The 26,359-nt window shown below is 63.2% G+C and carries 24 protein-coding genes and 2 tRNA genes; 19 read left to right on the top strand and 7 right to left on the bottom strand.

Going from position 1 to position 26,359, the window contains the following annotated elements:
* Nucleotides 1–75 precede the first annotated feature (75 nt).
* Nucleotides 76–687: a 50S ribosomal protein L25/general stress protein Ctc gene (locus PMI04_RS10985; RefSeq protein ID WP_007709332.1), complete on the top strand. Its 612-nt coding sequence runs from the start codon at nucleotides 76–78 to the stop codon at nucleotides 685–687.
* 95 nt (nucleotides 688–782) lie between these two features.
* Complete coding sequence (pth, locus tag PMI04_RS10980) at nucleotides 783–1,352, top strand: aminoacyl-tRNA hydrolase (protein ID WP_007709331.1); 570 nt, start codon at nucleotides 783–785, stop codon at nucleotides 1,350–1,352.
* Nucleotides 1,353–1,359: 7 nt separating this feature from the next.
* Here the strand turns inward: pth and PMI04_RS10975 are convergent, their stop codons facing one another.
* Entirely contained in the window at nucleotides 1,360–2,415 is a 1,056-nt protein-coding gene (locus PMI04_RS10975) for a linear amide C-N hydrolase (protein WP_007709330.1), read from the bottom strand.
* Between the two features lie 216 nt (nucleotides 2,416–2,631).
* On the opposite strand from PMI04_RS10975, the gene PMI04_RS10970 reads away from it, so the two are divergent.
* Both PMI04_RS10970 and PMI04_RS10965 read left to right on the top strand, forming a co-directional pair.
* The gene (locus PMI04_RS10970) at nucleotides 2,632–4,260 is read left to right on the top strand and encodes an alpha-D-glucose phosphate-specific phosphoglucomutase (protein ID WP_037486326.1); all 1,629 of its coding nucleotides are present in this window, start codon (nucleotides 2,632–2,634) and stop codon (nucleotides 4,258–4,260) included.
* Between the two features lie 93 nt (nucleotides 4,261–4,353).
* Nucleotides 4,354–5,037 carry a DUF2490 domain-containing protein gene (locus PMI04_RS10965; RefSeq protein ID WP_007709328.1) on the top strand — a complete coding sequence of 228 codons (684 nt, stop codon included), beginning with the start codon at nucleotides 4,354–4,356 and terminating at the stop codon, nucleotides 5,035–5,037.
* Between the two features lie 107 nt (nucleotides 5,038–5,144).
* On the opposite strand, the gene PMI04_RS10960 is transcribed toward PMI04_RS10965, so the two are convergent.
* Nucleotides 5,145–6,350 (bottom strand): hypothetical protein, encoded by a 1,206-nt coding sequence (locus PMI04_RS10960; RefSeq protein WP_238535868.1) that lies wholly within the window; start codon nucleotides 6,348–6,350, stop codon nucleotides 5,145–5,147.
* Nucleotides 6,351–6,464: 114 nt separating this feature from the next.
* On the opposite strand from PMI04_RS10960, the gene PMI04_RS10955 reads away from it, so the two are divergent.
* From PMI04_RS10955 to PMI04_RS10925, 7 genes are all read left to right on the top strand, one after another.
* Nucleotides 6,465–6,638: a hypothetical protein gene (locus tag PMI04_RS10955; RefSeq protein WP_238535867.1), complete on the top strand. Its 174-nt coding sequence runs from the start codon at nucleotides 6,465–6,467 to the stop codon at nucleotides 6,636–6,638.
* Nucleotides 6,639–6,879: 241 nt separating this feature from the next.
* Complete coding sequence (gene ychF / locus PMI04_RS10950) at nucleotides 6,880–7,980, top strand: redox-regulated ATPase YchF (protein ID WP_007704566.1); 1,101 nt, start codon at nucleotides 6,880–6,882, stop codon at nucleotides 7,978–7,980.
* 4 nt (nucleotides 7,981–7,984) lie between these two features.
* Complete coding sequence (locus PMI04_RS10945) at nucleotides 7,985–8,515, top strand: DNA-deoxyinosine glycosylase (protein WP_007704564.1); 531 nt, start codon at nucleotides 7,985–7,987, stop codon at nucleotides 8,513–8,515.
* Between the two features lie 75 nt (nucleotides 8,516–8,590).
* Nucleotides 8,591–9,871, top strand: coding sequence for an ectonucleotide pyrophosphatase/phosphodiesterase (locus tag PMI04_RS10940; protein WP_007704561.1), 1,281 nt, complete (start codon nucleotides 8,591–8,593; stop codon nucleotides 9,869–9,871).
* A 45-nt stretch (nucleotides 9,872–9,916) separates the two neighbouring features.
* The gene (locus tag PMI04_RS10935) at nucleotides 9,917–11,467 is read left to right on the top strand and encodes an alkaline phosphatase D family protein (protein WP_007704558.1); all 1,551 of its coding nucleotides are present in this window, start codon (nucleotides 9,917–9,919) and stop codon (nucleotides 11,465–11,467) included.
* Nucleotides 11,468–11,526: 59 nt separating this feature from the next.
* Nucleotides 11,527–11,991 carry a MaoC family dehydratase gene (locus PMI04_RS10930; protein WP_007704548.1) on the top strand — a complete coding sequence of 155 codons (465 nt, stop codon included), beginning with the start codon at nucleotides 11,527–11,529 and terminating at the stop codon, nucleotides 11,989–11,991.
* A gap of 173 nt (nucleotides 11,992–12,164) precedes the next feature.
* Nucleotides 12,165–12,791, top strand: coding sequence for a LysE family translocator (locus PMI04_RS10925; RefSeq protein WP_007704545.1), 627 nt, complete (start codon nucleotides 12,165–12,167; stop codon nucleotides 12,789–12,791).
* Between the two features lie 2 nt (nucleotides 12,792–12,793).
* Here PMI04_RS10925 and mutL read toward each other — a convergent pair whose 3' ends face one another.
* Nucleotides 12,794–14,608 (bottom strand): DNA mismatch repair endonuclease MutL, encoded by a 1,815-nt coding sequence (mutL, locus tag PMI04_RS10920; RefSeq protein ID WP_007704542.1) that lies wholly within the window; start codon nucleotides 14,606–14,608, stop codon nucleotides 12,794–12,796.
* Nucleotides 14,609–14,755: 147 nt separating this feature from the next.
* Here mutL and PMI04_RS10915 point away from each other — a divergent pair, with 147 nt between their 5' ends.
* The 7 genes from PMI04_RS10915 to PMI04_RS10885 all read left to right on the top strand — a co-directional run bounded on the left by PMI04_RS10915 (nucleotide 14,756) and on the right by PMI04_RS10885 (nucleotide 20,780).
* Complete coding sequence (locus PMI04_RS10915; RefSeq protein WP_007685698.1) at nucleotides 14,756–15,802, top strand: rod shape-determining protein; 1,047 nt, start codon at nucleotides 14,756–14,758, stop codon at nucleotides 15,800–15,802.
* Between the two features lie 17 nt (nucleotides 15,803–15,819).
* Complete coding sequence (gene mreC / locus PMI04_RS10910) at nucleotides 15,820–16,740, top strand: rod shape-determining protein MreC (RefSeq protein ID WP_007704538.1); 921 nt, start codon at nucleotides 15,820–15,822, stop codon at nucleotides 16,738–16,740.
* A complete protein-coding gene (mreD, locus tag PMI04_RS10905; RefSeq protein WP_037485155.1) occupies nucleotides 16,737–17,264 on the top strand; it encodes a rod shape-determining protein MreD in 528 nt (175 codons plus the stop codon). Before mreC ends, mreD begins: the two co-directional genes overlap by 4 nt.
* Nucleotides 17,261–19,339, top strand: a complete 2,079-nt coding sequence (mrdA, locus tag PMI04_RS10900) for a penicillin-binding protein 2 (RefSeq protein ID WP_007704531.1) — start codon at nucleotides 17,261–17,263, stop codon at nucleotides 19,337–19,339. The genes mreD and mrdA overlap by 4 nt, the downstream gene beginning before the upstream one ends.
* Entirely contained in the window at nucleotides 19,336–20,448 is a 1,113-nt protein-coding gene (gene rodA, locus PMI04_RS10895; RefSeq protein ID WP_007704529.1) for a rod shape-determining protein RodA, read from the top strand. Before mrdA ends, rodA begins: the two co-directional genes overlap by 4 nt.
* 121 nt (nucleotides 20,449–20,569) lie before the next feature.
* Nucleotides 20,570–20,645: transfer RNA gene (locus tag PMI04_RS10890), tRNA-Lys, on the top strand.
* A 59-nt stretch (nucleotides 20,646–20,704) separates the two neighbouring features.
* A tRNA-Lys gene (locus PMI04_RS10885) sits at nucleotides 20,705–20,780 on the top strand.
* A 65-nt stretch (nucleotides 20,781–20,845) separates the two neighbouring features.
* Here the strand turns inward: PMI04_RS10885 and PMI04_RS10880 are convergent.
* The 3 genes from PMI04_RS10880 to PMI04_RS10870 are packed head-to-tail and all read right to left on the bottom strand — an operon-like array spanning nucleotide 20,846 to nucleotide 24,246.
* The gene (locus PMI04_RS10880; protein ID WP_007712396.1) at nucleotides 20,846–21,859 is read right to left on the bottom strand and encodes an alcohol dehydrogenase catalytic domain-containing protein; all 1,014 of its coding nucleotides are present in this window, start codon (nucleotides 21,857–21,859) and stop codon (nucleotides 20,846–20,848) included.
* Nucleotides 21,856–23,046: a sulfotransferase gene (locus PMI04_RS10875; protein ID WP_007712394.1), complete on the bottom strand. Its 1,191-nt coding sequence runs from the start codon at nucleotides 23,044–23,046 to the stop codon at nucleotides 21,856–21,858. Before PMI04_RS10875 ends, PMI04_RS10880 begins: the two co-directional genes overlap by 4 nt.
* A 27-nt stretch (nucleotides 23,047–23,073) precedes the next feature.
* The gene (locus PMI04_RS10870) at nucleotides 23,074–24,246 is read right to left on the bottom strand and encodes a hypothetical protein (protein WP_007712392.1); all 1,173 of its coding nucleotides are present in this window, start codon (nucleotides 24,244–24,246) and stop codon (nucleotides 23,074–23,076) included.
* A gap of 166 nt (nucleotides 24,247–24,412) precedes the next feature.
* Between PMI04_RS10870 and ppk2 the strand changes: the two genes are divergently transcribed.
* A complete protein-coding gene (gene ppk2, locus PMI04_RS10865) occupies nucleotides 24,413–25,330 on the top strand; it encodes a polyphosphate kinase 2 (RefSeq protein ID WP_007712389.1) in 918 nt (305 codons plus the stop codon).
* A gap of 15 nt (nucleotides 25,331–25,345) precedes the next feature.
* On the opposite strand, the gene PMI04_RS10860 is transcribed toward ppk2, so the two are convergent.
* Complete coding sequence (locus PMI04_RS10860) at nucleotides 25,346–26,356, bottom strand: transporter (protein WP_007712387.1); 1,011 nt, start codon at nucleotides 26,354–26,356, stop codon at nucleotides 25,346–25,348.
* Nucleotides 26,357–26,359: the final 3 nt, after the last annotated feature.

Below are 26,359 nucleotides of genomic sequence, written 5' to 3'. Positions count from 1 at the left end.
GGGCCGCCTTCCCGCGATGGTCATCCCTGGAGGCGTGGCGGGAAAATGTATCAAATTTGCTTTTGGAGACACGCAATGAGCGAGCAGCTTACGCTGTCGGCCGAGGCACGCGATCGGGCAGGCAAGGGAGCCTCCCGCGCCCTCCGCCGTGAGGGCCGCGTACCCGCCGTCATCTATGGAATGAACGAAGAACCCCTGTCGATCCACGTCGAGGAAAAGCTCCTCAACAAGCAGCTCGGCACCGGTCACTTCTTCAATTCGGTCATCATGGTCGAAGTCGGCGGCAAGACCGTCCGCACCCTCGCCAAGGATGTGGCCTTCCACCCCGTGACCGATCGTCCGCTGCACGCCGACTTCCTGCGCGTTTCGGAACATGCCACCGTGACCGTCGCTGTCCCGGTGCGCTTCGAGAATGAAGACGCTTCGCCCGGCCTCAAGAAGGGCGGCGTGCTGAACATCGTCCGTCACGACGTCGAACTGGTCGTCGATGCCGCCGAGATCCCCGACGACGTCGTCGTCGACCTCAAGGGCTTTGACGTCGGCGATTCGATCCACATCAGCGCCGTGACCCTGCCCAAGGGCGCGAAGGCTGCGATCGAAGACCGCGACTTCACCATTGCGACCATCGTGGCTCCCTCGGCTCTCAAGAGCGCCGAAGGCGAAGCCGCTGAGGCCGAAGGCGAGTAAGCCTTTCCTAGCCGCAAGGTTGTTGCTCAACCCCGTCCGAGTTAGGCCCGTTAGAGCCAAGCTCGGGCGGGGTTTTGCTTTTCTGGAGGATGTTCATGCAGATCTGGGCCGGGCTCGGTAATCCGGGACCGCAATATGCGATGCACCGGCACAATGTCGGCTTCATGGCCGTGGACCTGATCGCCGACATGTACCGCTTCTCGCCGCCCAGGAAGCAGTTCCAGGGCTGGGCGCAGGAAGGGCGGATCGGCCCGGAAAAGATCATCCTGCTCAAGCCCGCCACTTTCATGAACGAAAGCGGCCGCGCGATCGGCGAGGCGATGCGCTTCTACAAGCTGACGCCGCAGGACGTGACCGTCTTCCATGACGAACTCGACCTCGCGCCGATGAAGGTCAAGGTGAAGCGCGGCGGCGGCAATGCCGGCCATAACGGCCTGCGCTCGACCGACGCCCATATCGGCAATGATTTCCGCCGCGTGCGGCTGGGCATCGGCCACCCCGGCCACAAGGACAAGGTCCATGGCTATGTGCTGGGCAACTACCACAAGAGCGAGATGGACGCGCTGGCCGACATGCTGGGCGCCATCGGCGCCGAGGCGGAATGGCTGGCCAAGAATGACGACGCCCGCTTCATGAACGAGGTCGCTCTACGGCTGGCAGAGTGACGTTGGGTCAGATACCGAGGAATTTGAACGGCGGCGCATCCTTGAACTGGCCGCCGACCTCGCCCGAATAGGTCTTGCTCTGATTGGGGCCAAGGTCGAGCTTCTTCACCTTGCCCGAAGGCGCGAAATCGATCGTCTTCAAATCCACCCAGAAGCTGTTCGGGGTCATCGCTGACTCGAAGAAATAGAGTTTGCGCTTATGGTCGGCAACCGTGCGCCAGCGGGTGGACGAGATGTTGGGCTGGCCCGGCGTCGAGATGCCGAGTGGCACTGACACGTTGCGGATCACGCTGAACATGCTGGCCAATGCCGTTACAGCATCCTCGCTCTTGGGAATGGCATCGACATAGAAGGAGGCGCGGGCGAAGCGATCGGCCGAGCGGTTCGTCCCCGGCAACATGGTGGTGCCGCCAATCTCCTTCCAATAGGCGTTGAGCGCCAGTTGCTCGTCGAAGATCGGCGAATTGGTCATCACCGGATATTGCGGCCCATGGTGGATCACAAGCTTGCCCTTGATATATTCAAAGATGGCGCTGTCGCCCAAGGCATCCGATATGGCGAGGTGGAGCGTGCCGAGCCGTTCCTCGCCCGGGATATTGTCGGTGACGACGACGAAGCTTTCCTTCGATAGCGCGTCTACCGCTTCCGTCACGGTAGCGAAATTATCGAGCACATATTGGGTCCAGATCGCGATGCTCATGCCGGGCTTCTTGCCGTCATAATGGGGATATTCGGACTCGACCAGCCAGAGGAGATTGGCGGTCAGCCCGGCCTCGTTCATGCCGTCGGTGGTCGAGATGTCATAGCCGGTGGCGATCACGCTGCCATAGCGCGACGTCCATCTGACCGAATTGGGGCCAGCCTCCCCACTACGTGCAATTCCGCGCGGGAATAGCCAGAGGTTGGTGCCGACATCGACCTTCCAGTCCATCGATCGGGCCGTGATCACATCCGCATTGGCGCCATGATAGACGACGCGCGTACAGGCATCGGCCCGCGAAGCCGGGGAAAGCGCAGCCGCGGCCAGTGCCGCACCGGCAAAAAAATCAGGCAAGCGAGACATAAGACCTCCCGAAATGAGGGACCGAGCTGTCACTAAAATGCTGATTTCCTGGAAACTTGCTATTAGTGATAATGCCCATGCCTAACCGCTCTATTGCGGGACAGTCCGCCTCTGGCGCGCTCGCCAGCACCGCCAGCACGGTGAACCGCATTGCGCAGTGCAGCACAGACACGCCATAGAGGCGCCATAATGTATCAGGCAAAGCAGGGGACACAGGTGATCCAGACCATCGCGACCACGCCTTTCGACGATCAGAAGCCCGGCACATCGGGCCTGCGCAAGAAGGTCCGTGTATTTCAGCAGCCCCATTATGCCGAAAATTTCATCCAATCGGTGTTCGACAGCCTGGAGGGCTATGAGGGCAAGACGCTGGTCGTCGGTGGCGACGGCCGCTACCTCAATCGCGAAGTCATCCAGATCGCCCTGAAAATGGCGGCGGCCAATGGCTTTGGCCGGGTGCTGGTTGGCCAGGGCGGCATCCTGTCCACCCCGGCAGCCTCGCACCTGATCCGCTCGTCCGGCGCTTTTGGCGGGCTGGTGCTGTCGGCCAGCCATAATCCGGGCGGACCGGATGAGGATTTCGGCATCAAATATAATGTGTCGAACGGCGGCCCAGCGCCCGAGAAGGTCACCGACGCCATTCACGCGCGCACCCTGGCGATCGACAGCTATCGCATTCTTGAAACCGCCGATGTCGACATCGACATGCTGGGAACGAACCAGATGGGCGACATGATCGTCGAGGTCGTGGATCCGGTTGCGGGCTATGCCGCGCTGATGGAAAGCCTGTTCGATTTTCCCGCGATCAAGGCGATGATCGCGGGCGGCTTCACCCTCGCCTTCGACTCGATGAGCGCGGTCACCGGCCCCTATGCGACCGAGATTTTCGAGAAGCGGCTGGGCGCACCGGCCGGCACCGTGATGAACGGCACTCCCCTGCCCGATTTCGGCCATCACCATCCCGACCCCAATCTGGTCCATGCCAAGACGCTCTATGACCGGATGATGGCCAGCGACGCACCCGACTTCGGCGCGGCGTCGGATGGTGACGGCGACCGCAACCTGATCATCGGCCGCCATTGCTATGTAACGCCGTCGGACTCGCTCGCCGTGCTGGCCGCCAATGCCCATCTCGCGCCCGGCTACACCGCCGGCCTTAAGGGTATTGCCCGGTCGATGCCGACCAGCGGTGCCGCCGACCGGGTAGCGGAAAAGCTCGGCATTCCGCTCTACGAGACGCCGACAGGCTGGAAATTCTTCGGCAATCTGCTCGACGCCGGCATGGCGACCATCTGCGGCGAGGAAAGCGCCGGGACCGGATCCGACCATGTGCGCGAGAAGGACGGCATCTGGGCGGTCTTGCTGTGGCTCAATATCCTGGCCGCACGCCAGCAGAGCGTGATCGACATCATGGCCGATCATTGGGCGACCTATGGCCGAAATTATTATGCCCGCCATGATTATGAGGCGATCGCCAAGGACAAGGCCGATGCGCTGATGGCGGCGCTGCGCGACAAGCTGGCGAGCCTGCCCGGCACCGGCAATAGCGGCGGCACGGTGAAGGCAGCCGACGATTTCGCCTATACCGACCCGACCGACCAGTCGGTGAGCAGGAACCAGGGCGTGCGCATCCTGTTCGCGGATGGATCGCGCGTGGTATTCCGCCTGTCGGGCACCGGCACCGAGGGCGCGACGTTGCGGGTCTATATTGAACGCTATGTCAGCCCGGACGGCGATCTGACGCTGGCGACCAGCGACGCTCTCGCCCCACTGGTTGCGGCGGCGCAGGAACTGGCCGACATTGCCGGCTATACCGGCATGAATGAACCCAGCGTCATTACCTGAACCAGTTCACCATCGCTTACCCCGCAGCAACGGGATGGCAATGACAGCAACCTAAAGGCGGTGGACATATCGCTTTCCACCGCCAGAGGTTTCATGCGTTTCACATCCCTTGCCGTCGCCGCCAGCCTTGCTATCGTTGCCTTGCCTGCCCGGGCCGCCACGACCGAGGACGAGCAGCTATGGGTCAACCTGACAGCGATGGGATCGATCAAGGACGAACTGGTCTATTTCGCCGAAATCCAGCCGCGTATCGGCGACGGCGTGTCGCGGATAGACCAGGCACTGTTTCGTGGAGCGATCGGCTGGAAACTCTCTCGCGACGTCACTCTCTATCAGGGCTTTGCCCATGTCGTGGTGCCGATCGAAGGTGGCAAGGACGTCAATGAGGAGCGTAGTTTCCAGCAATTGAGCTGGACGCTGGCACGGCCGAAGGATGCCGAAATTTCTTCGCGCACCCGCCTGGAGCAACGCTGGCGCTCCAACGGCAGCGACATGGGTTGGCGGCTGCGCGAGATGCTGCGGGTGGAACATGCCCTGAAACCCGGCAGCGACGCGGTCAACGCGCTCGTCTATGGCGAGGTCTTCTTCGCCCTCAACGACACCGACTGGGGGGTGCGCAAGGGCTTTGACCAGTTGCGCAGCTTTGCCGGCGTCGAGATCGGCCTGCCCGGCGCGTCGACCATGGAGGTCGGTTATCTCAATCAGCTGATCGACCAGGGCGGCAGTCGCCAGCGCGTCAATCATGTGGCGTCTGTCACCCTGTTCTTCCGCCACTAGAGCGTAATCCGTTCATACTGAATCGGATCACGCTCTATTTTTCTTTTGTTTTCCGCATTTTCCGAGCCAGCAGATGATGCCATCTGCTTCGAAAATGCTCTAGCCAATCAGACAAATTCGTTGGTTGCGGCGGAATAATGTTTCTGCCCCAGCCGCTCCTCATCCTTGGCGACCTTGATTGCCGCCCGCAGCCGGTTGTTACGCCCGCTCCAGGCGGCATTGTTGACCGACAACAGGGCGTCGACCGGGTTGGCGCTGTTCAATAATGGCTTGACTGCGGCGAACGTCGATCGCCCCTGGTGGAAAATGTCCGCCACGATTGCGCAGATGATGTCGGACTTGCCGTCGAGCGGCAGTTTCTGCGCATAGCGCGTCGACATCTTGCGCTGGAGGATATCAACCGCAGCCCGTACCTGCGCCAGCCGCGCCGCTGGATCATGCTCCGTCCAGTGGATCAGCCGCGCCGCCTGCAACACTTCCTGCCGGTCGATCGGCACCCGCTGGGGATTGAGATAGTTCATGAACAACATGATCTGACGCTCACCGTTGCTGGCGACAAATTCCTGCTCCAGATCGGTGGCCGCGCCGCTGTCATCCACCCTGAACAGCCGTCCGTTGCGCAGCTCCAGCTCCGGAAAATAGCCCTTGAAGTCGGGCAACGCCGCCAGCCGGTGGAACATCAGGATCAGATTGTCCTGCGGCGTATGTGCGGCGAGCTGATAGAAGCCAAAGGTGAATTTCGCCCGGTCATAGGTATTGACGAGGTTGAAATAATTTTCGCTCTCGCACGCGCCCGTCACTTCCAGCAGGGTGGCCCATGTCCGCAAGCTGGACCGATAATCTTCGGCCCTGTAGCGCTCGCCCCAATAGCTGCTGCCCGGAATATAGATGCCGTGATATTTGTGAACGGCGTCGTTGATCTCCTTGCCGACCAGGAAGAAATCGGGCTCGCCAACCAGCCGGGCCTTCCACCGGCCATCGACGGGATCGGGCAGCTCGAATTTCTTGTCGGCGCTGACCATGTGGGGTTCCGACTGGATATCGAGCATCAGATTTTCGCCCGGTATCCAGCCATAGAATAGCCCCTGATTGCCGGCATAAAGCGCCTGGAACTTGTTGAAGAAGCTATCGGGCGATTCCGACGTCACCTGATCGGCGGTGTTGCTATAATGATAGACCTTCCCACCATGATAGACGCCGATATGTTTCTGCGGGATATTGACCATCTCCTTGCGGCCAATGTCGACATTGCTGTCCAGCGTTACGAAAATCAGCTGCGTCTTGCCCAGATCTGCGTCGGCCCATCGCCCCACCTTAGGACATTGGGCAAAAACTTCATGGACGCGAATATTTGCACCAGGCTTTGATCCACCCGCAAATTGTTTACAGTTAAAGGAAAAATTCAGATCACAGATATGGGAAACAAAATGGGCGCAGTGATTCGCCGCCGGATCATGAAATTTGTTTCCGCATATCTGATTGATATTCTTGCCAAGTGCGGCATCAAGTCTTGCTGCGATGGTCATAATCGTCTCCCCGATTACCAGCGCAACCCGCCTATTTTTGAAAAATCCTATGCCAAAATCCCGTCGACGCAATAGGGGACATTCCCCCAGCGCATTTTCTAAGCAGACGGAATCGTCTGCTGGCTCGGAAAATGCGGACAATAAAAGACGAACAGAGCCTGATCCGATCCAATATGATCGGATCAGGCTCTAGCATCCCCAGCATGCCACCATCCGAACGCGCTTTTCCATCATCGAGAGGTCGGAAACTCTGGCCTTGGCGCCAGGAAGGCGCTAGCGGACGCAACATCAATTCGCGTCTTCAAAGGTTTCGGAAATGGGTTTTCGTTGCGGTATCGTCGGGCTTCCCAATGTGGGCAAGTCCACCCTGTTCAATGCGCTGACCGAGACGCAGGCGGCGCAAGCGGCGAACTATCCCTTCTGCACGATCGAGCCCAATGAGGGCCGCGTGGCCGTGCCCGACGACCGGCTGCAGACCATCGCCAAGATCGGCGGCAGCGCCAAGATCATCGAGACGCAGCTTGCCTTCGTCGACATTGCCGGCCTGGTGCGCGGCGCGTCCAAGGGCGAAGGACTGGGCAACCAGTTCCTGGCGAACATTCGCGAGACCGACGCCATCGTCCATGTGCTGCGCTGCTTCGAAGACGACGACATCACCCATGTGGAGGGCAAGGTCGATCCGATCGCCGACGCCGAGACGGTCGAGACCGAACTGATGCTGGCCGACCTCGAAAGCCTGGAAAAGCGCGTCCCCAACCTGCTCAAGAAGGGCGCACAGGGCGACAAGGAAGCCAAGGCCGCCGCTTCGGTTCTGGGCCAGACGCTGGAACTGCTGCGTGACGGCAAGCCCGCCCGCCTGACCCAGCCGCGCGACGAGGAAGAAGCCCGCCTGTTCGCCCAGGCGCAACTGCTGACCGCCAAGCCGGTCCTCTATGTCTGCAATGTCGAGGAAGGCGCCGCGGCCGAGGGCAATGCCTTTTCCGCCCGCGTGTTCGAGAAGGCGGCGGCCGAAAATGCGAGCGCCGTCATTGTATCCGCCGCGATCGAGGCCGAACTCATCACCATGCCGGTCGAGGAACGCGGCGAATATCTCGAAGCGCTGGGCCTGACCGAAGCCGGCCTCGCCCGCATCATCCGCGCCGGCTATGAGTTGCTCGGCCTCATCACCTTCTTCACCGTCGGCCCGAAGGAAGCCCGCGCCTGGACCGTGGCCAAGGGCAGCAAGGCACCCCAGGCCGCCGGCGCCATCCACTCGGACTTCGAGAAGGGCTTCATCCGTGCCGAAACCATGGCCTATGCCGACTATGTCCAGTTCAACGGCGAAGCCGGTGCCAAGGAAGCGGGCAAGTGGCGTTCGGAAGGCAAGGATTATGTGACGCAGGACGGCGACATCATGCTGTTCCGCTTCAACGTCTGATCCGATGGCGCTGCGCATCGGCCAGATGCCCGCGCAGCGCAAGGCCGCCTTCCCGCCCAGCGTGGATGCGGAAACGCGGCTGCTGATCCTGGGCAGCCTGCCCGGCGACGCCTCCATCAAGCAGGGCGAATATTATGCCCATCGCGGCAATGCCTTCTGGGCATTGATGAGTGACGTTCTGGGCGAGGATCTGCGCAGCGCGCCCTATGCGGTGAAGCTCAAGAGACTGCGTGCACGGGGTGTTGGCCTGTGGGACGTGATCGAGAGCGCGGACCGCGACGGCAGCCTGGACAGCAGTATCCGCGGCGCGGAATTGCGCGACCTCACCGCTTTCGTCGGTCGCCTGCCGGCGCTGCAGGCAATCGCCTTCAACGGCAAGACCGCCGCCCTGCATGGCCGGCGACAATTGGGGGGCGGGTCCGATCTGTCGTTGATCGACCTTCCTTCTTCCAGCGGGGCCTATGCCAGCCTGTCGCGTGAAGCCAAACGGCAGGCCTGGATGGCAATCGCGGACCATATCGTGCCACCTTCGTGAAGCATTCGTCACTTTACCGACATCGTCCGACTGCTAAGCAGCGGGGCATTCCCAGACAATAACGAAGAGTCGCCGATGTCCGTCCGCCGCCTGCCCCTTGCCCTTGCCTTGTCCGTTGCGACCATTCTGGGCGCCTGCGCCCCGGTGCAGCAGCGCCCTGCCAGCGTCGCTGCTGCACCGGCCGAGCAGCGTGCGCCGGTGACCATCCTGGTGTCGATCGACGGCTTCCGTCCCGACTATCTGACCCGCGGCGTCTCGCCCAATCTCAACGCCCTGGCGGCCGGCGGCACCGAAGCGTCGATGCGCCCCTCCTTCCCGACCAAGACCTTTCCCAATCATTGGGCGATCGTGACCGGCGACCGACCGGATCGCAGCGGCATCGTCGCCAATAATATGGAAGATGACAGGCGGCCCAAGGACAAGTTCACCATGGCCAGCGACGATCCCTATTGGTGGAACGAGGCCGAGCCGATCTGGATCACCGCCGAAAAGCAGGGCGTCCGCACCGCGACCATGTTCTGGCCCGGCTCCAACGTCGCCTGGGGTGGCACCAAGGCGGCCGAATGGCCCTATACGATCAGCGGCGGATCGCGCCCCAGCGACTGGGCGCAGTTCAACGAGGCGATCAGCCCGACCCAGCGCGTCAACGGCGTGCTGGACGTGCTGCGTCGCCCGGCCGACATCCGCCCCCGCTTCGTCACGCTTTATTTCGATGAGGTCGACACCGCCGGCCACATCAACGGCCCGGCCGCGCCGGAAACCACCCAGGCGGTTGGCGACGTCGATGCCCATATCGGCGAGCTGGTCGCGGGCCTGAAGGCGCTGGGCCAGCCGGCCAATATCGTCATCCTCTCAGACCATGGCATGGCCGCCAAGGCGAATGACCGCGTGCTGCCGATCGACAAGATCGCCGACCCCGCCGACTATCGCGTGATCGAAGCCGGCCCTTATGCCAGCCTGGTCGCCAACCCTGGCCGGGAAAAGGCGCTGGAGGCCGCGCTGTTCAAGCCGCGCGAGCATATGCAGTGCTGGCGCAAGAGCGAGATCCCGGCGCGCTTCCACTATGGCACCCATCGCCGCATCCCGCCCTATTTCTGCCTGGCCGAAACCGGCTGGGTGTTCCAGAACACGACCCCGACCAAGCCGGTGACCGGCGGCGACCATGGCTGGGATGATCGGGCGCCCGAAATGCAGGCCTTGTTCATCGCCAACGGCCCGGCCTTCGTCGGCGGCTTTCACCCCTCGGCCGATTTCACCAATGTCGATGTCTATCCGCTGCTCGCCCGGCTGCTGGGCGTGACGCCGGTGGCGAGCGACGGCAATCCGGCGGTGCTGCAGGGGCTGGTCAAGCCCTGACCGGGCGACATGCGCTTGTCATAATGCGGTTCTAGGCGGCGCGTCATGTTCACGCGCCGCTCGCTCCTCTCCGCCGCCGCCATCGCCCCGATCGCCGGCGCCCCCGCCATCCTTCGTGCCCAGAGCTGGTTCGCCGGATACCCCTTTGCGTTGGGCGTGACATCGGGCGATCCGGCGCCCGACGGCTTCGTCATCTGGACCAAGCTGGCGCCGCGCCCGTTCGAGCCGCATGGCGGCATGCCGATGACGCCGATCCCGGTGAAATGGGAAGTGGCCACCGATGATCGCTTCAAGACCATCGTCGCCGGTGGTGAGGCGATCGCCCGGCCGGAACTGGGCCACAGCGTCCATGTCGAGGTGACCGGCCTTCAGCCCAATCGACCCTATTGGTATCGCTTTGCCCTGGGCAACGACCAGTCGACGCGCGGCCGCGCCCGCACCCTGCCGCTGGCGTCGGCGAGTCCCAAGCTGCTGAAATTTGGCGTCGCGGGTTGCCAAAATTATCAGGACGGCCTGTTCACCGCCTTCCGCCATCTGGCGCGCGAGGACGATCTCGCCTTCGTCTATCATTATGGCGACTTCATCTATGAATATAGCCAGCGCGGCCCGGACTATGACAAGGACGGCCTGCCCGGAGCGCAGGTGCGCGACCATATCGGCCAGGATTGCTATGACCTGGCCGACTATCGGCTGCGCTACGCCCAATATCTGAGCGATTATGACCTGCAGGCGGCGCGTTGCCACCACACATGGTTCCCGACCTTCGACGATCATGAGGTCGCCAACAACTGGGTCGGCGACATCGATGCCAGGGGCGCGCCGGCCGATGCCTTCCGCATGCGCCGCGCCGCCGGCATGCAGGCCTGGTATGAATATATGCCGGTGCGCGCGGCGATGGCGCCGCGTGGCGAGATGATCGGCACCATGTATCGCCAGGCGCATTTCGGCGACCTGTTGGCGATAGACTTCCTCGACACCCGCACCTTCCGCACCGACCAGCCCTGTGGCGACAATTTCAAGCCGGCCTGCGCCGAAATGGCCGCCACCCAGGCACAGGTCATTTCCGCCGAGGGGGAAGGCTGGCTAACCCGCAACCTCTCCCGCCGCGACGCAAAATGGAACTGCCTGGCGCAGCAGGTGATGATGATGGCACTTGATCGCCGCAACAGCGCCAGCGCGACCGATCCCGTCTATAATATGGACACCTGGGCCGGCTATACGGTGCAGCGCCAGCGGCTGCTCGGGCGGATGAAGGGGCTGGACAATGTCGTGGTCCTGACCGGCGACGAGCATCAGAATTTCGCCGGCCTGCTGGATGACGGCACCAAGCCGGTGGCGGTCGAGTTTGTGTCGACCTCCATCTCCTCGGGCGGCGACGGATCGGACCAGCGACCGGGCAGCGACATCATCCTGAAAAACAACCCTCAGCTCAAATTCATCAACGACCAGCGCGGCTATCTGACCTGCGAGGTGACGCCGGACGCGTGGACGACGCAGGCTATGGTGATGGATCAGGTGTCGGCGCCTGGCGGGCAGATCAGCACCCGTGCGACCCTGACCGTGCCACGCGGCGCACCGGGCCTGAGCATCACCTGACAGTTGACGTAAACGGAAAGTCGCCATACATCATCTCCGTTGCAATGGGAGACGGATAGATGGACGACATTCTCTATTTCGAGGATATCGAGATAGGCGACAGCGTCGCGTTCGGGCCGCTGACCCTGACGCGCGAGGAAACGATCGCCTTTGCTGCGGAGTTTGATCCCCAGCCCTTCCACCTGTCGGACGAGGCAGCGGCCACCACCCATTTCCGCACCCTCTCGGCCAGCGGCTGGCACACCACAGCCCTGTTCATGAAGATGTTCGTCGCCGAAATGCAGAAGCAACCCGGACGCCAGGCCGCCAGCCTGGGCGCGATGGGTGTCGATGAACTGCGCTGGCTGCGCCCGGTCCGCCCCGGCGACACGCTGCGCGGCACCAATGAGGTGATCGACAAGAAGATTTCGCAGAGCCGCCCGGAAATGGGCATCGTCCGCAACAAGGTGACGCTCTACAACCAGAAGGACGAACCGGTGCTAACCATGTGCCCGATCGCCATGTGGCGCACCCGCCCGGCATAAGCCCACCACATCCGTTCGTTTCGAGCCTGTCGAGAAACGCGAGCGCTTTCCGCGCTGCTTCTCGACGATGCTCAAACCGAACGGATGAAAATGCCAGTTCCTTCCGCCCGGACCTGTCGGCGCGGATCGCCCCTCCCTAGACGAAGCCGAACGCTCATCCGGGGAACCCAGCCATGCCCAGCACCGCGCATCTTGCCGCCTTCGCCCTCATCTCGCTCGGCATGGTGCTGACGCCGGGGCCGAACATGATCTACCTCATCTCGCGCTCGATCAGCCAGGGGCGCGCCGCCGGCATGGTCTCGCTGCTCGGCGTCGCCTGCGGCTTCCTCTTCTACATGCTGGCCGCCGCCTTTGGCATTACTGCTTTGCTGATGGCGGTGCCCTTCGCCTATGATGCGCTGCGGTTAGGCGGCGCGCTCTATCTGCTGTGGCTGGCCTGGAACGCGGTGCGGCCGGGCGGGCGATCGCCCTTCCAGGTGAAGCAATTGCCACTCGACGGACCGCGCAAGCTGTTCGCCATGGGGCTGCTGACCAATCTGCTCAACCCCAAGGTGGCGATGATCTACCTCTCGCTGCTGCCCCAGTTCGTCGATCCGGCGCGCGGCCATGTGCTGGGCCAATCGCTGATCCTGGGCGCGACCCAGATCGTCATCAGCCTGTCGGTCAACGCGATCATCGCCTGCCTCGCCGGATCGATCGCCGGCTTCCTCGGCACCCGGCCGCGCTGGCTGACGATCCAGCGCTGGTTGATGGGCACCGTGCTGGGCGGCCTCGCCGTACGGATGGCGGTAGAGCGGTAAGGCTATTTCCGCCCGAACAGTTTCTCGATATCGCCATGGCCAAGCTTCACCCAGGTCGGCCGGCCATGGTTGCACTGACCCGAGCGCGGGGTGATTTCCATTTCGCGCAGCAGGGCGTTCATTTCCGCCACGCTGAGGATGCGGCCGGCGCGGACCGAGCCGTGGCAGGCCATGGTCGCGGCGACCAGATCCAGCCGCTCCTTGAGCGACAGGGCGCTGTCATAGGCGGCGAGATCATCGGCAAGGTCGGAGACCAACCCCTGCACATCGCCCTGCCCCAGCATCGCCGGGGTCGCGCGCACCAGCATGGCCGACGGACCGAAGCGCTCCAGTTCCAGGCCGAATTCCTTGAGTTCGGCGACCCGCGCCTCCAGCCGATCGCAGGCCGGCTCGTCCAGTTCCACCACCTCGGGCAGCAGCAGCGCCTGCGACGCCACACCCTGCCCCTCCATCGCGCGGCGCATCCGTTCCAGGGTCAGCCGCTCATGCGCGGCATGCTGGTCGACGATCACCAACCCATCTTCGGCCTCGGCGACGATATAGGTGCGGGCGACCTGGCCCCGCGCAACGCCAAGCGGGAAGCTGGTGCCCTCGGGCGCAGGCGCGGCGGCAGGTTCGGCCCGCGCTTGCGGCGGCGGAGTCAGGAAATTCGGCCGCCGATCCCCTACCCCCTGATAGCCGGCGGGCGAGGACGGCGCGAACTGGCTGTAGCTGGGCGGCGCATAGGGCGTGGCCGCCGCCTCGAAGATCGGCATGGCGCCGATCGGCGTCGGCGACAGCGGTTCGGGCTTCCAGGCGTTGAGCGCGGCCGGATCGGCATGCTGGACCGCGCGGAACCCCTCCGCGTCCAGAGCGCGACGCAGGCCCGAGACGATCATGCCGCGAATCAGCGCCGGATCGCGGAAGCGCACCTCGGTCTTGGCCGGGTGGACATTGACGTCCACCTCCAGCGGCGGGACGTCGAGGAACAGGGCGACGACCGGATGACGGTCCCGCGCCAGCATGTCGGCATAGGCCCCGCGCAGCGCGCCGATCAGCAGCCGGTCGCGTACCGGGCGACCGTTGACGAACAGATATTGATGATCGCCCACGCCCCGATTGTAGGTCGGCAGCGAAGCGACGCCGGAAAGCTGCACGCCGTCCCGCTCCAGGCTGACGATCACATGATTGTCGGCCAGTTGCCGGTCGGTGAGGGCGGCGACCCGCTCCTCCCGCGCCTCGCCCGCCTGTACGCCCAGCACGCGGCGGCCGTCATGCTCGACCGAGAAGGCGACCGAGGGATGCGCCATGGCGAGGCGGCGCATGACGTCGAGGCAGGCGGCATATTCGGCCTTGGCCGAGCGCAGGAATTTGCGCCGCGCCGGCACCTTGGCAAAGAGCTGGTCGACGATGACGCGGGTGCCGGGCGGGAGCGCGGCCGGCCCCTCGGCCACCAGCACACCATTGTCGACGGTGCGGTTCCAGCCATCGGCGCCGCGCGGCCGGCTGTCGATCGACAGGCGCGCGACCGAGGCGATGGACGGCAGCGCCTCGCCCCGAAAGCCCAGGGTCGCGACATTCTCGATCGCGTCGTCGGGCATCTTGGAGGTGGCATGGCGTTCCAGCGCCAGGGCCATGTCCTGCGAATCCATGCCGCAGCCATCGTCGCTGACCTCGATCCGGTCGAGCCCCCCGGCCGACAGCCGCACAGCAATCCGAGTCGCGCCCGCATCGAGCGCGTTTTCAACGATTTCCTTGAGCGCGCTGGCGGGTCTTTCGACCACTTCGCCTGCGGCAATGCGATTGACCAGATGTTCGGGTAGACGGCGTATTGACATTGATTAGTGACTAGCCCAAGCGAGCGCTTTCCGCGAGCCGCGACCCCAAAATAATTGCGTCACATAATTTTGGCGGGACGGAGCGTGGGCACGGACTTCCGATGTCCCGGAACATAGGCCGGCGCATCGGGCGAAACAGGATAACGCATGTCGATCTTCTCGCGCCTCTTCAAGCTCTCGTCCCAGGATATGGCCATCGACCTGGGCACCGCCAATACCGTGGTCTATGTGCGTGGCCGCGGCATCGTCCTCAATGAACCGTCGGTGGTCGCGGTCGAGACGCTGAACGGCGTCAAGCGGGTCAAGGCCGTCGGTGACGACGCCAAGCTGATGATGGGCAAGACCCCGGATTCGATCGAGGCGATCCGCCCGCTGCGCGATGGCGTGATCGCCGACATCGACGTCGCCGAACAGATGATCAAGCATTTCATCACCAAGGTGCATGGCGGCAAGTCGCGTCCCTGGCGCTTCCCCGAAATCGTGATCTGCGTACCTTCGGGTTCGACCAGCGTCGAGCGCCGCGCCATCCGTGACGCCGCCAGCAATGCCGGCGCCAGCCAGGTGTTCCTGATCGAGGAGCCGATGGCCGCCGCGATCGGCGCCGACATGCCGGTGACCGAGCCGATCGGTTCGATGGTCGTCGACATCGGCGGCGGCACCACCGAAGTCGCGGTGCTCTCGCTGCGCGGCCTGGCCTACACCACATCGGTCCGGGTCGGCGGCGACAAGATGGACGAAGCGATCGTCTCCTTCGTGCGTCGCCACCATAATCTGCTGATCGGCGAAGCCACCGCCGAGCGCATCAAGAAGCAGTTCGGCGTCGCGCAGCCGCCCGAAGACGGCGTCGGCGAGACGATCCACATCAAGGGTCGCGACCTCGTCAACGGCGTGCCCAAGGAAATCTCGATCAACCAGGGCCAGATCGCCGACGCCCTGGCCGAACCGATCAGCACGATCGTGGAAGGCGTGCGCATTGCGCTTGAAAACACCGCGCCCGAACTGGCCGCCGACATCGTCGACCAGGGCATCGTCCTGACCGGCGGCGGCGCACTGCTCAAGGGGCTGGATGACGAACTGCGCGACGAGACCGGCCTGCCGGTCACCATCGCGGAAGATCCGCTGACCTGCGTCGCGATCGGCACCGGCCGCGCGATGGAGGATCCGATCTTCCGGGGCGTGTTGCAGACTGCCTGAGCCGGGGGACATAGACGATGGCGCGGCCAACCAGCCGTCGCCCCGGTCATAACCGGAAGGCGCAATATGGGCTGTTCGCCAGCTATGTAGTGGCGATAACCGGGGCCGCGATCGGGCTGTTGCTGGTGGTGGTCGCCATTTTCGACCCCACCGGCTTTGCCGCGATACGGACCGGTACGGCGGAAATCACCCGCCCGCTTTCCACCGGCATGAAGCGGATGGTGAGTGGGATCAGCTCGGTCGACGAGGTTCTGGCCGCCTATTGGCGCGCCGGCTCGCAAAATGTCGGCCTGCGCCGTCAGGTCGAGGCCGACCGGAATCGCATTATCGAGGCCAAGGGCATCGCCCAGGAAAATGCGCGCCTCAAGAAGTTGTTGAAGCTGGTCGACGAGGACAGCAGCGCCCTCCTGTCGGCCCGCCTCATCAGTTCGTCTGCCAGCAGCGCGCGCCGCTTCGCCCGGCTCAATGCCGGCCGCTGGCAGGGTGTGCGACCGGGCATGCCCGTGCGCGCCGCCGAAGGGCTGGTCGGGCGCGTCCAGACGACCACGCCCAACACCGCCGATGTCCTGTTGTTGACCGACAGCAGCAACATCGTGCCGGTCCGCCGGGCAAACGACAATATTCCCGCCATATCGACCGGTGCCGGCGATGGATCGTTGGAAATCCGTGCGCTTGCGGCCGGGCGCAACCCCTTCAAGCCGGGCGACCTGCTGGTAACGTCGGGCATCGGGGGCATCTATCAACCCAATATCCCGGTCGCGGTGATCGTGCGCGTCCAGGGCGAAATCGCCTATGGCGTGCCGCTCGCCAATCCGTCGAAGGTCGATGCCGTGGTGGTCGAGCGGGCGTTCGAGCAGGTCGTGACCCGCTCCGTTCCGGGCAGCAATCCCGATGCCGCAGGCGACATGCCGCTAACCGGCAACAACGCTGTTCCATGATTGACCCGCATCTCCAGCACGTCCCGCGTCTCGGCCGCCATCCGTCACGCTGGCGCCTGGCAGGAACGCCGGTCATGGCGGTCATGTTCGGATCGGCATTGACCCTCTTGCCGGTGATCGCCCAGTCGCCGGTGATGCCGCCCTTCGGCCTTCTCATCCTGCTGTCCTGGCGCCTGCTGCGCCCGGAATTGTGGCGCGCGTGGATCGGCCTGCCCCTCGGCCTGTTCGACGACATGATGAGCGGCCAGCCAATCGGTTCCGCCATGTTCCTGTGGACCGTGATGCTGATGGGGATCGATGCGATCGAGCATCGATTGATCTGGCGCAGCTACAGGCAGGACTGGCTAATCGCGACCATGGCGATTATCTTCTGCATCGTCGGCGGCCTGTTCTTCGCGCGGATCACCGGCGGAGGTCCCGTAAAACTGCTGTTGGTCGCACCGCAAATGCTCTGGACGATATTGCTCTTTCCCTTCATCGTCCGGCAATGTGCCCGGATCGACCGCTGGCGCGTCATGGCATGAAGTTTCCGACACCCAAGCGCAAGATCATCACCGAAGCCGCCCAATCCTTCACCTTCACACGCCGGGCGATGGTGGTGGGGGGGCTACAGGGCGCGGTCGGTGCGCTTCTGGTCGGACGCATGGCCTGGATCAGCGTCGCCGAGAATGAGAAATATCAGCTTCTCTCCGAGAGCAATCGCGTCAACCTGACGCTGATCCCGCCGCGGCGCGGCTGGATCATCGATCGCAACGGCCGGCCTCTGGCCAATAACCGCACCGATTTTCGCGTTGACCTGATCCCGCAACGGGTGACCGATGCCGATGGGACGATCCGACATCTGGCGCAATTGCTCTCCCTCCAGTCGGACGAGGTCGACCGGATCCGGGAGGAACTCGAAAAATCGGCAGGGTTCCGCCCGGTCCAGGTCGCTGACAAGCTGACCTATGACCAATTTGCCGCCGTCAGCGTGCGGTTGACCGACCTGCCGGGCGTCGCGCCCAGCCAGGGCTTTTCCCGCCACTATCCCGCAGGCGCTGCCGTCGGCCATCTGTTGGGTTATGTCGGCGCGGCGACCGCCGAGGACTATAAAAAGCGCAAGGATCCCCTCCTGATCACCCCCGGCTTCAAGGTCGGCAAGGATGGGCTGGAACGCGCCTATGATGCCCATCTGACGGGCAAGCCGGGTGCCAAGCGGGTCGAGGTAACGGCGCGCGGCAAGATCGTGCGCGAACTCACCACCCGCCCCGACACCCCGGGCAATCCGATCAAGCTGACCATCGACGCAGGCCTGCAGGAATATGCCGGCCGCCGCCTTGCCACCCAAAGCGGCGCCGTGGTGGTAATCGACTGCCACAATGGCGATGTGCTGGCGATGGCATCGATGCCCAGTTTTGATCCTAACAGCTTTTCCGACGGCATCAGCCATCTCGAATGGGAAATGCTGTCGAAGGACGACCATGTCCCGCTGCGCAACAAGGTGCTGCAGGGCCTCTACCCGCCCGGATCGACGGTAAAGCCGATGGTCGCGCTGGCGCTGCTGGAAGCAGGCGTATCGCCATCCGAGACGGTCAGTTGCGGCGGGGCGATCCGCGTCGGCAACACCCTGTTCCACTGCCACAAGAAGCGCGGCCATGGCCCGCTCAACATGCGTGGCGCGATCGCCCAGAGTTGCGACATCTATTTCTACCAGATGGCCCAGCGGATCGGCATGGACCGGATCGCCAGCATGGCGCGGCGCGTCGGCATGGGACAGAAATTTGACCTGCCCTTCCCCAGCCAGAGTTATGGCACCGTTCCAGACCCGGCATGGAAGCTTAAGAAATATAACCAGAAATGGCAGGTTTACGACACTGTCAATGCGACCATCGGCCAGGGCTATATGCTGATTAATCCGCTGCAGATGGCGGTGATGGCAGCGCGGCTGGCGACTGGGCGACAGTTGATGCCCAATTTCCTGCACGGCGTCGCACGCCCCGATCCTGCCCTGGTCGGCGTGCCCGAGGAGCATCTGGTCACGATCCGCGACGCGATGAGTGCGGTGGTCAATGGCGGCGGTACCGGCGGTGCGGCGCGTATGAACATCCCCAATGTGCTGATCGCCGGCAAGACCGGTACCGCGCAGGTCCGCCGCATCACCATGGCCGAACGCGCCGGTGGCGTGCGCGGCAATGCCGGCCTGCCCTTCAAACTGCGTGACCATGCCTTGTTCCAGGGTTTCGCCCCGTTCGACAATCCGCGCTATGCGATCGCCTGCATCATTGAGCATGGCGGCCACGTCAATCGGCTGGAAGACGCGCCGATGATCGCCAGCGATACCATGTCCTACCTGTTCGATCCCAAGGCGGCGATGGAGAAGCTGGTCACGCTGGAAAAGGGCTGGGGCGGCACCCCAGCCGAGCGCCAGGCACGGCAGATGGGCGCCTTCCGACTCGCCAAGGCGATCGAGAAGGGCGAAGTGCCGGTTACGGCAGCGGCGAACGCGACCGAGGCGGCCAATGCCGCAACGCCAACCGCGCCAGCCGCCCCGGCCGCCGTCAACGCAGTATCGGACGATGACGACCTGCCGGCGCCTCCGGGCACAGGGGAAGATCAATGAGCATCATTCCCCAGCAGGTCACCCAGTTTCCCTGGCGTGTCCTGGGCCTCCTGACCGCGATCGCCCTGTTCGGCACCCTGGTCCTCTATAGTGCGGCCGGCGGCAGCATCACGCCCTGGGCCATCAACCAGGGCGTCCGCTTCGCTGTCTTCTCGGTGATGGCACTGGTACTCAGCCGTATTCCCCTTGAATTGATCGCCCGCTTTGCCTTCCCCGCTTATGGGATCATCCTGGTCTCGCTGGTTCTGGTCGAGCTGATCGGTGGCGTGGCCGGTGGCAGCCAGCGATGGATCAACCTGGGCTTCATGCAGTTGCAGCCGTCCGAATTCATGAAGCCGATCATCGTGCTGGCAGTCGCGCGCTTCTATGCCCTGCTGCCGGTGGGTGAAATCCGCCGCTGGAATGCGATCTGGCCCGCGCTGGTGCTGATCGGCGTGCCTTGGGCGCTGGTGCTGGTACAACCCGACCTGGGTACCGCAACGATGATCCTGGCGGGTGGCATTACCGTCATGTTCCTGGCGGGGCTCCCCCTGCGCCTGTTCGTCGGTTCGGGCCTCGCCGTCGCTGCGGTCATCCCGATCGCCTTCAGCTTTCTGCACGACTATCAAAAGAAGCGCGTGCTGATCTTCATGGACCCGGAAAGCGACCCCCTTGGCGCGGGCTACCATATCAGCCAGTCGAAGATCGCGATCGGTTCGGGCGGCGTATGGGGCAAGGGCTTCATGCAGGGCACCCAGAGTCACCTGCAATATCTGCCCGAAGGCCATACCGACTTCGTCTTCGCAACCATGGCGGAGGAATGGGGCCTGGCCGGAGGTGTCTTCCTGATCGGCGCCTTCATGCTGCTGTTTCGCTGGGGCATTCGCGTGTCGATGCGTACGCCGGACAAATTTGCCCGCATGGTCTCGGCCGGGCTTACCACGACGATCTTCTTCTATGTCGCGATCAACCTGATGATGGTGATGGGGCTGGCGCCGGTGGTGGGCATCCCACTGCCCTTCATGTCCTATGGCGGATCTTCGATGCTCACCGTGATGCTGTGCGTTGGCATCATCATGTCGATCGATCGTTCCAGCCGGCGCATCGCGCGCCCCGGAAACTGGGCGTAATAGCTGTCCGGCACGAAAAATTTCCGGATCATCGCGATTTAGTGTTTGCAGAATCGCAAGTGACTGCTAACAGCCCGCCCACGCCGCAGCGATCAACCAGCAGGTTGACCGACACAGGCATGGACGCATAGCTCAGTTGGTAGAGCAGCTGACTCTTAATCAGCGGGTCCTTGGTTCGAGCCCAAGTGCGTCCACCAAATCCTGCATCGGGCCTGATGCAGGAATGATCCCATCGGGATCCGTCATAGGCCGGTGTGGACGCATAGCTCAGTTGGTAGAGCAGCTGACTCTTAATCAGCGGGTCCTTGGTTCGAGCCCAAGTGCGTCCACCATTTTCCGTCATGTATTGGTGACCTTCCCTGGTTTTTAGAGAAGCATCGCGCACCGGGCAACGCGATTAGCCGCCACACATGACATGAACCTTCGTTTCCGCATTCGGCTGCCGCAGCGTGGCCAGCATGGCAGGCAGATCGCTGAGGCCGATAGTCCGGCTGACAATTGCTCCCGGATCGACATGCCCCTTGTCCATCTGATCCGCGATGTAGAGAAATTCGGCCATCCTGTACCCGACCGCAAATTGCAGCGAGACGCATTTGTAGGAGGCGATTGCCGGGATCACGGGGTCAGGCGCGGTACAGAAGCCAAGCGAAACGATCCGGCAAAAGGGGCCGGCATGCCGAATGGCATTGCCAAGCACCCCTTCGGCGCCCACGGCTTCGACAACGACCTGTGGCGCGCCGCCCAGCACCTCTTGCACCAGACCCACCTCATCTTCGCCTGCGGTGACAAATTCATCCGCGCCCATGGCCAGCGCCAGATCGCGCCTGCGGGCCGAGCGGGAGAGCGCCACGATCCGCCCTGCCCCCAACCTGCGCGCCCAATAGATCGCATAGAGCGCCACTGTGCCACCACCCAGCACGAGCACGCGGTCGCCCGCCCCGATGCGGCCCAGACGTGCGCCATAAAGGCTGATCGCCAGCGGTTCGATCAAGGCACCGTCGGCGAGTGACAGCGTCGCGGGCAGTCGGACGGCGACGCTGGCGGGAATACAGGCATATTCCGCAAAACCTGCCATCGCACTGCCGGGCTTGGCCGTGCACAGCACCGGATTGCCATGGGCCTGGCAGGGTTCGCAGCGGCTGCAGGGTACGGATGGCATCACCGCGACCCGGTCCCCGGGCCTAAATCCGGTTACCTCGCGTCCGGCTTCCACCACCTCCCCGGCATATTCATGGCCGAACTGAACCCCCTTGCCATAGTCCCAAGCCCCGCCCCGCGTCATCGACAGATCTGTGCCGCAAATGCCGCACCGATGGACGCGGATCAGCAGATCATGCGGGCCGGGGCGGGGATCGGTCAGATCGGCTATGATGATCGGCTGACCGCCACCGGGATAGAGCGCAGCCTTCATCGCCGTTCCTCCACCAGGTCGAAGCGCGCGACATAATCACCGAAGGGCGCACGCGCTTCCGCCTCGGTCATGCCATAGTCGGCGATCGCATAACGATGGGTTCCATGCTGCAATTCGGGCTTGTCCTCGATCCGTCGGCTGAAATCGGCTTGGGTTTCGATTGGAATGTCCATCCCAATGAAACTGTATATCTGTTCCAGCACCGCCATCGGCCGCGCGTGGAAATCGGCATGGACGATATCGAGTATCTGCCCGGGATAGCGTTGCGCCACCGCCGCCGCCTTGCGCGTGGCACTCGCCCATTTCGATACCTCGCGCGCCAGCATGATCGCTGCACGCTGGTCGGCTCGCCCCTGTTCCATCGCACCGTGCCCCGCCATCAGCAGCGACACCAGCGAAGGCAGGGCCTTGGCGGGGTCACGATGCGTCTGGATCACGCGGGCATCGGGGAAAATCGCGAATAGCAGATCGAGATTTTCGATATGCCCTGGGTTCTTGAGCAGCCAACGCTTGTCAGGATCATTGCTGCCGATCAACTGGACGCAGCGCCGATAATGGCGATAGGCCGCCGCCTCGCTCTGACCACTCCACCAGGCATCATAGCTCGCCGCAGACCAGCCGCAGCTCCAGAGGTTCGATACGAAGGATTGGCGCAGCAGCATGCAGCATTCATGCACTTCCGCCGCAGCGACATGATGGGCCGCCCGTTTGCCCGGCGCATCGATATAGCGACGCTCCAGCATCGCGACCGAACGCTGAAAGTCCGGAAAATCGGCCCATTGCGTCACAGGCGGACGTGGCCGGGGTGACTCCAGCAGCCAGCTCTGCAACCCCTGGAAGCGCGGATCGAGCGCCATCAGCCGGTGGAGCGCCGTGGTGCCGGTTCGCGGTACGCCGGTAATGACGACCGGACTGATGATCGCGCCGTCGATGAAATCGGGATTGGCCTGCATGCCGGCGATGGCAATTGCCCGGCTGCGCAACACCCCGATCACATGGCCCCAGGCCGTGCGGCGCCCCTGCGCGGTAAAATGCGGATCATAATCCATCGACTGGAGCAGGGCCTTGAGCCCTGGCAGATAATCATCCGGTCCGAAATCATCATGGCCCGTTTCGGCGATGATGATTTCGTGCAGCTCATCAATGGCCGTACGGAACTGCGACGGCGGCTGATATCCCGGCTCCATGGCCCCTCTCCCATCTTGTCTGTCGATTTACCAGCGGCGGCGGCGTTGGCAGGCGCGCACGCGCAGCCGCAACTCCTCGGCGCGCTGCTCGGCCGTTATGACGGCGGTATCGGCAGGCAGATGCGCGCGCAGTTCAGCAAGCTTCACCCGCCGGATCGTCGGCACCGGCGCGCTGTCGCAATCATACCAGCGCCCGTATATGCCCCCTTCAAGATAGCCCGCTGGATCGAGCCAGTTGGGGGTACCCGGATCCTCCAGCGCGATGACGGCGCGATATTTCCCGTCCCGGCTTAGCCGCGCATAATGGCCGTTGCTGCTCGACTGGCGATAGACATATTCCAAGGCATTGAAATAAGGATCGTTCAGCTGGATGTTCCAATAGGGTGCATGCGCCGGCACATCGGTCTCTATGATCAGCGCCTCGTCGGCATCGAACTGGAAACAGGCCGGCCAATAGACCTGCTTGGCCAGCGCCCCGGGCATCCGCACCGGCTCGAAGATGTTGAAGCCCACCCGGTCCTTCACGCCATTTTGCATCGGATAATAAAGCCCGGTCTTGCGTCCCGGAAATTTCGCCATCTCCTCGATCCGGTGAATGATCTGGTCGGGCGACAGGCGCGGCTTGGGAGGGACCGGATCGAGGCATTCGATGGTCAGTTGCGGATCAATCTCGTTCAGCCAATCATAACTGCGATAGCGCACCATCATGCCGCCTGCCTGCGGATCGATCGGCGCCCATTTGCCGGCATAGCCCGCCGGCCGTTCGGCGCTGAAGATGACCTCGAAATATTCGCCCGGTTCCAGTCCAAGATCGATGTCGTCGACCTCATTATGGCCATTGGGGCGCGGCATCTCATCCACGGTTCCCGACAATGCCTTCTGCGTGGTGAAGCTCAGGATGCGACAGGTACCGCGATTGCCTGATACCCGATAGATCAGGTCGCCCCGGATCGGCGACTGGATATAGATGTCGTCCGGATTGGGCTGCAAAGTGTAGACCGGGTTCCACAGCGGCGCCCAGTCGGGATGTTCCGGCGTTGCGTGGAAATAGGCGAAATAGGCATATGACAGGCTGGTCATCGTCTGCCGATAGACATCGGCGCGATACGTCGGATCGTCAGGGTGCCAGGTATCGGCCAATCGATCGACTGCGCTGCCCAAGCCCGCCAGATGAGCCAATAGATCGGGATCGCTCGTCATTACCCTGCCTCTCCAAATTTTAGATAGTATATACTATCTTTATGGATGGCGGATGCCTCGATCTTCCCTCCGCCGCAGCATCGCACCTGCGATGCGGCACGGCTTTCCGTCAATATACTGTCATCCCTGCATGCCATGCAGCGACGACCGACTGGAAAGGCCCTTGATGAACACGCCACCGCTGCATTTCGACATGGATCGCATCAAGCAGGAGATCGCCGACAGTTTCGACGAGGAACTGGAAATGGAGATCGACGAAAGCCGGCTCGAAGAAATGCTGACCGACTTGTCGGATCATCCCGAGCGCGAGCAGTTGGAACGGCGCACCTATTTCCGCGAACTGTTCCGGCTGCAACATGAACTGGTGCGGTTGCAGGAGTGGGTCCAGCACAAGGGATTAAAGGTCGTGGTGATCTTCGAGGGGCGCGATTCCGCTGGCAAGGGAGGCGCGATCAAGCGAATCACCCAGCGTCTGAACCCGCGCGTCTGCCGTGTCGTCGCCCTGCCCGCCCCGAGCGAACGGGAACGCAGCCAATGGTACTTCCAGCGTTATGCCGTCCATCTGCCCGCCGCGGGGGAAATCGTATTGTTCGACCGGAGCTGGTATAATCGCGCCGGGGTCGAACGGGTGATGGGTTTCTGCAGCGAAGAGGATGTAGAGGAATTTTTCCGATCGGTCCCCGGGTTCGAGCGGATGCTCGTGCGGTCGGGCATCATCCTGCTCAAATATTGGTTCTCCATCACGGACGAGGAGCAGCAGTTCCGCTTTGCCATGCGCATCCATGATCCGCTCAAGCAATGGAAGCTATCGCCGATGGACGTCGAGTCCCGCCGCCGCTGGGAGGATTATACCCGCGCCAAGGAGGCGATGCTCGAACATACCCATATTCCCGAGGCACCCTGGTGGGTGGTCGAAGCAGTCGACAAAAAGCGCGCACGATTGAATTGCATCGCCCATCTGCTCGACCAGATCCCCTATGAGGACGTTCCCAAGGCGCCGGTCGTGCTGCCAGCACGCGAACGGCATGCCGACTATATCCGTCATCCCGTCCCACCCGAACGCTATGTCCCGGATCGCTTCTAGATCATTGTCCATGCTCTAGCGGCGCATGAAGCCCATCCAGCGCAGCAGGCAATAGCTCGCGCCAGCGGCGCTCGCCGCCACCAGCGTTGCCGTCAGCGTGCCATGCGGCGCGCCGGCAAAGGGCATGTCGCCGGTGTTCATGCCGAACAGGCCCGTCACCAGCGTCGCCGGTAGCATCAGCGCGGTGATGATCGAGAGGATATAGAGATTCTGATTGGTGCGTTGTGTCGCCTGGATATCCAGTTCATCACGCAGCAGACGGAGTTGCGCCTGCCCCTCCATGATGTCCGCATCGAGCGCCTGCAGCCTTTGGGTCAGCTTCTCGACGGTGGGCAACAGCGCTGCGGGCAGTTCCTCGTCCCGTTCCAGCCGCTGGAAAACGCCCCGTGCGCCCGAAAGCAACCGATGCGACTGCGCCAGCCGCCGGCGAATGCCGATCAAGTCGCCCGGCTGCGGCGGATGGTGCCCCTCCAGAAACGCATCCTCTGCGCGCTGGACCTCTGCCGCCAGCGTCCGGCTGATATCCGCGACATTCTCGGCGATCGCGCCGATCAGCAGGTCCAGCGCCTGCGGCCCGGCGATCACCCCCTTGGCCCGTTCCAGCCGCTGACGCGCGATGTCAGCCGACCGCAGCGGGTGCAGCCGCGTGGTCAGCATCAATGTCGGCGTCAACGCCATGCGCAGCGCGCCCACGCGTGCCGTGTCCGCGACGTCGAAATCCCGCTCGAAATCATGGAGTACGCAACCGACCGTATCGCCATCGACCAGCGCGCGCTGGTGGGTGTCAGGGGACAATATCAGTTCGCGCACGGCCTCGGGCAGAATGTCAGCTGCCTCGATCCACTGCCGCGTACCGTGATCGGCCAGATTGAGGTGCAGCCACCGAAATCCGCCCTGCTGGCGCCCATCGCACTGGCTGACCGGCAATATGGCATCGGGCGCGAAATCCAGCCCCCAGATCAATCCCGGCCCGATGCCCGGAACGGACTGTGTGAAGGGAAAGGGAGGATCGTCCCGATCGGTCATAAA

Origin of the sequence: Sphingobium sp. AP49, from assembly GCF_000281715.2 — a bacterium.
Taxonomy (GTDB): Bacteria; Pseudomonadota; Alphaproteobacteria; order Sphingomonadales; family Sphingomonadaceae; genus Sphingobium.
Note: the sequence above shows the minus strand (reverse complement) of the source record. Positions and strands in the feature narration are given on the sequence as shown.

Excerpts from the sequence above, each read along its gene's own strand:
- mreC (WP_007704538.1), top strand. The coding sequence starts at position 15,820 with ATGGCGCGGCCAACCAGCCGTCGCCCCGGTCATAACCGGAAGGCGCAA.
- pth (WP_007709331.1), top strand. The coding sequence starts at position 783 with ATGCAGATCTGGGCCGGGCTCGGTAATCCGGGACCGCAATATGCGATG.
- PMI04_RS10965 (WP_007709328.1), top strand. The coding sequence starts at position 4,354 with ATGCGTTTCACATCCCTTGCCGTCGCCGCCAGCCTTGCTATCGTTGCC.
- PMI04_RS10860 (WP_007712387.1), bottom strand. The coding sequence starts at position 26,356 with ATGACCGATCGGGACGATCCTCCCTTTCCCTTCACACAGTCCGTTCCG.
- ychF (WP_007704566.1), top strand. The coding sequence starts at position 6,880 with ATGGGTTTTCGTTGCGGTATCGTCGGGCTTCCCAATGTGGGCAAGTCC.
- PMI04_RS10880 (WP_007712396.1), bottom strand. The coding sequence starts at position 21,859 with ATGAAGGCTGCGCTCTATCCCGGTGGCGGTCAGCCGATCATCATAGCC.
- mrdA (WP_007704531.1), top strand. The coding sequence starts at position 17,261 with ATGAAGTTTCCGACACCCAAGCGCAAGATCATCACCGAAGCCGCCCAA.
- PMI04_RS10945 (WP_007704564.1), top strand. The coding sequence starts at position 7,985 with ATGGCGCTGCGCATCGGCCAGATGCCCGCGCAGCGCAAGGCCGCCTTC.
- PMI04_RS10975 (WP_007709330.1), bottom strand. The coding sequence starts at position 2,415 with ATGTCTCGCTTGCCTGATTTTTTTGCCGGTGCGGCACTGGCCGCGGCT.
- ppk2 (WP_007712389.1), top strand. The coding sequence starts at position 24,413 with ATGAACACGCCACCGCTGCATTTCGACATGGATCGCATCAAGCAGGAG.
- PMI04_RS10935 (WP_007704558.1), top strand. The coding sequence starts at position 9,917 with ATGTTCACGCGCCGCTCGCTCCTCTCCGCCGCCGCCATCGCCCCGATC.
- mreD (WP_037485155.1), top strand. The coding sequence starts at position 16,737 with ATGATTGACCCGCATCTCCAGCACGTCCCGCGTCTCGGCCGCCATCCG.
- PMI04_RS10930 (WP_007704548.1), top strand. The coding sequence starts at position 11,527 with ATGGACGACATTCTCTATTTCGAGGATATCGAGATAGGCGACAGCGTC.
- PMI04_RS10875 (WP_007712394.1), bottom strand. The coding sequence starts at position 23,046 with ATGGAGCCGGGATATCAGCCGCCGTCGCAGTTCCGTACGGCCATTGAT.
- rodA (WP_007704529.1), top strand. The coding sequence starts at position 19,336 with ATGAGCATCATTCCCCAGCAGGTCACCCAGTTTCCCTGGCGTGTCCTG.
- PMI04_RS10985 (WP_007709332.1), top strand. The coding sequence starts at position 76 with ATGAGCGAGCAGCTTACGCTGTCGGCCGAGGCACGCGATCGGGCAGGC.
- mutL (WP_007704542.1), bottom strand. The coding sequence starts at position 14,608 with ATGTCAATACGCCGTCTACCCGAACATCTGGTCAATCGCATTGCCGCA.
- PMI04_RS10940 (WP_007704561.1), top strand. The coding sequence starts at position 8,591 with ATGTCCGTCCGCCGCCTGCCCCTTGCCCTTGCCTTGTCCGTTGCGACC.
- PMI04_RS10870 (WP_007712392.1), bottom strand. The coding sequence starts at position 24,246 with ATGACGAGCGATCCCGATCTATTGGCTCATCTGGCGGGCTTGGGCAGC.
- PMI04_RS10915 (WP_007685698.1), top strand. The coding sequence starts at position 14,756 with ATGTCGATCTTCTCGCGCCTCTTCAAGCTCTCGTCCCAGGATATGGCC.
- PMI04_RS10955 (WP_238535867.1), top strand. The coding sequence starts at position 6,465 with ATGGGCGCAGTGATTCGCCGCCGGATCATGAAATTTGTTTCCGCATAT.
- PMI04_RS10925 (WP_007704545.1), top strand. The coding sequence starts at position 12,165 with ATGCCCAGCACCGCGCATCTTGCCGCCTTCGCCCTCATCTCGCTCGGC.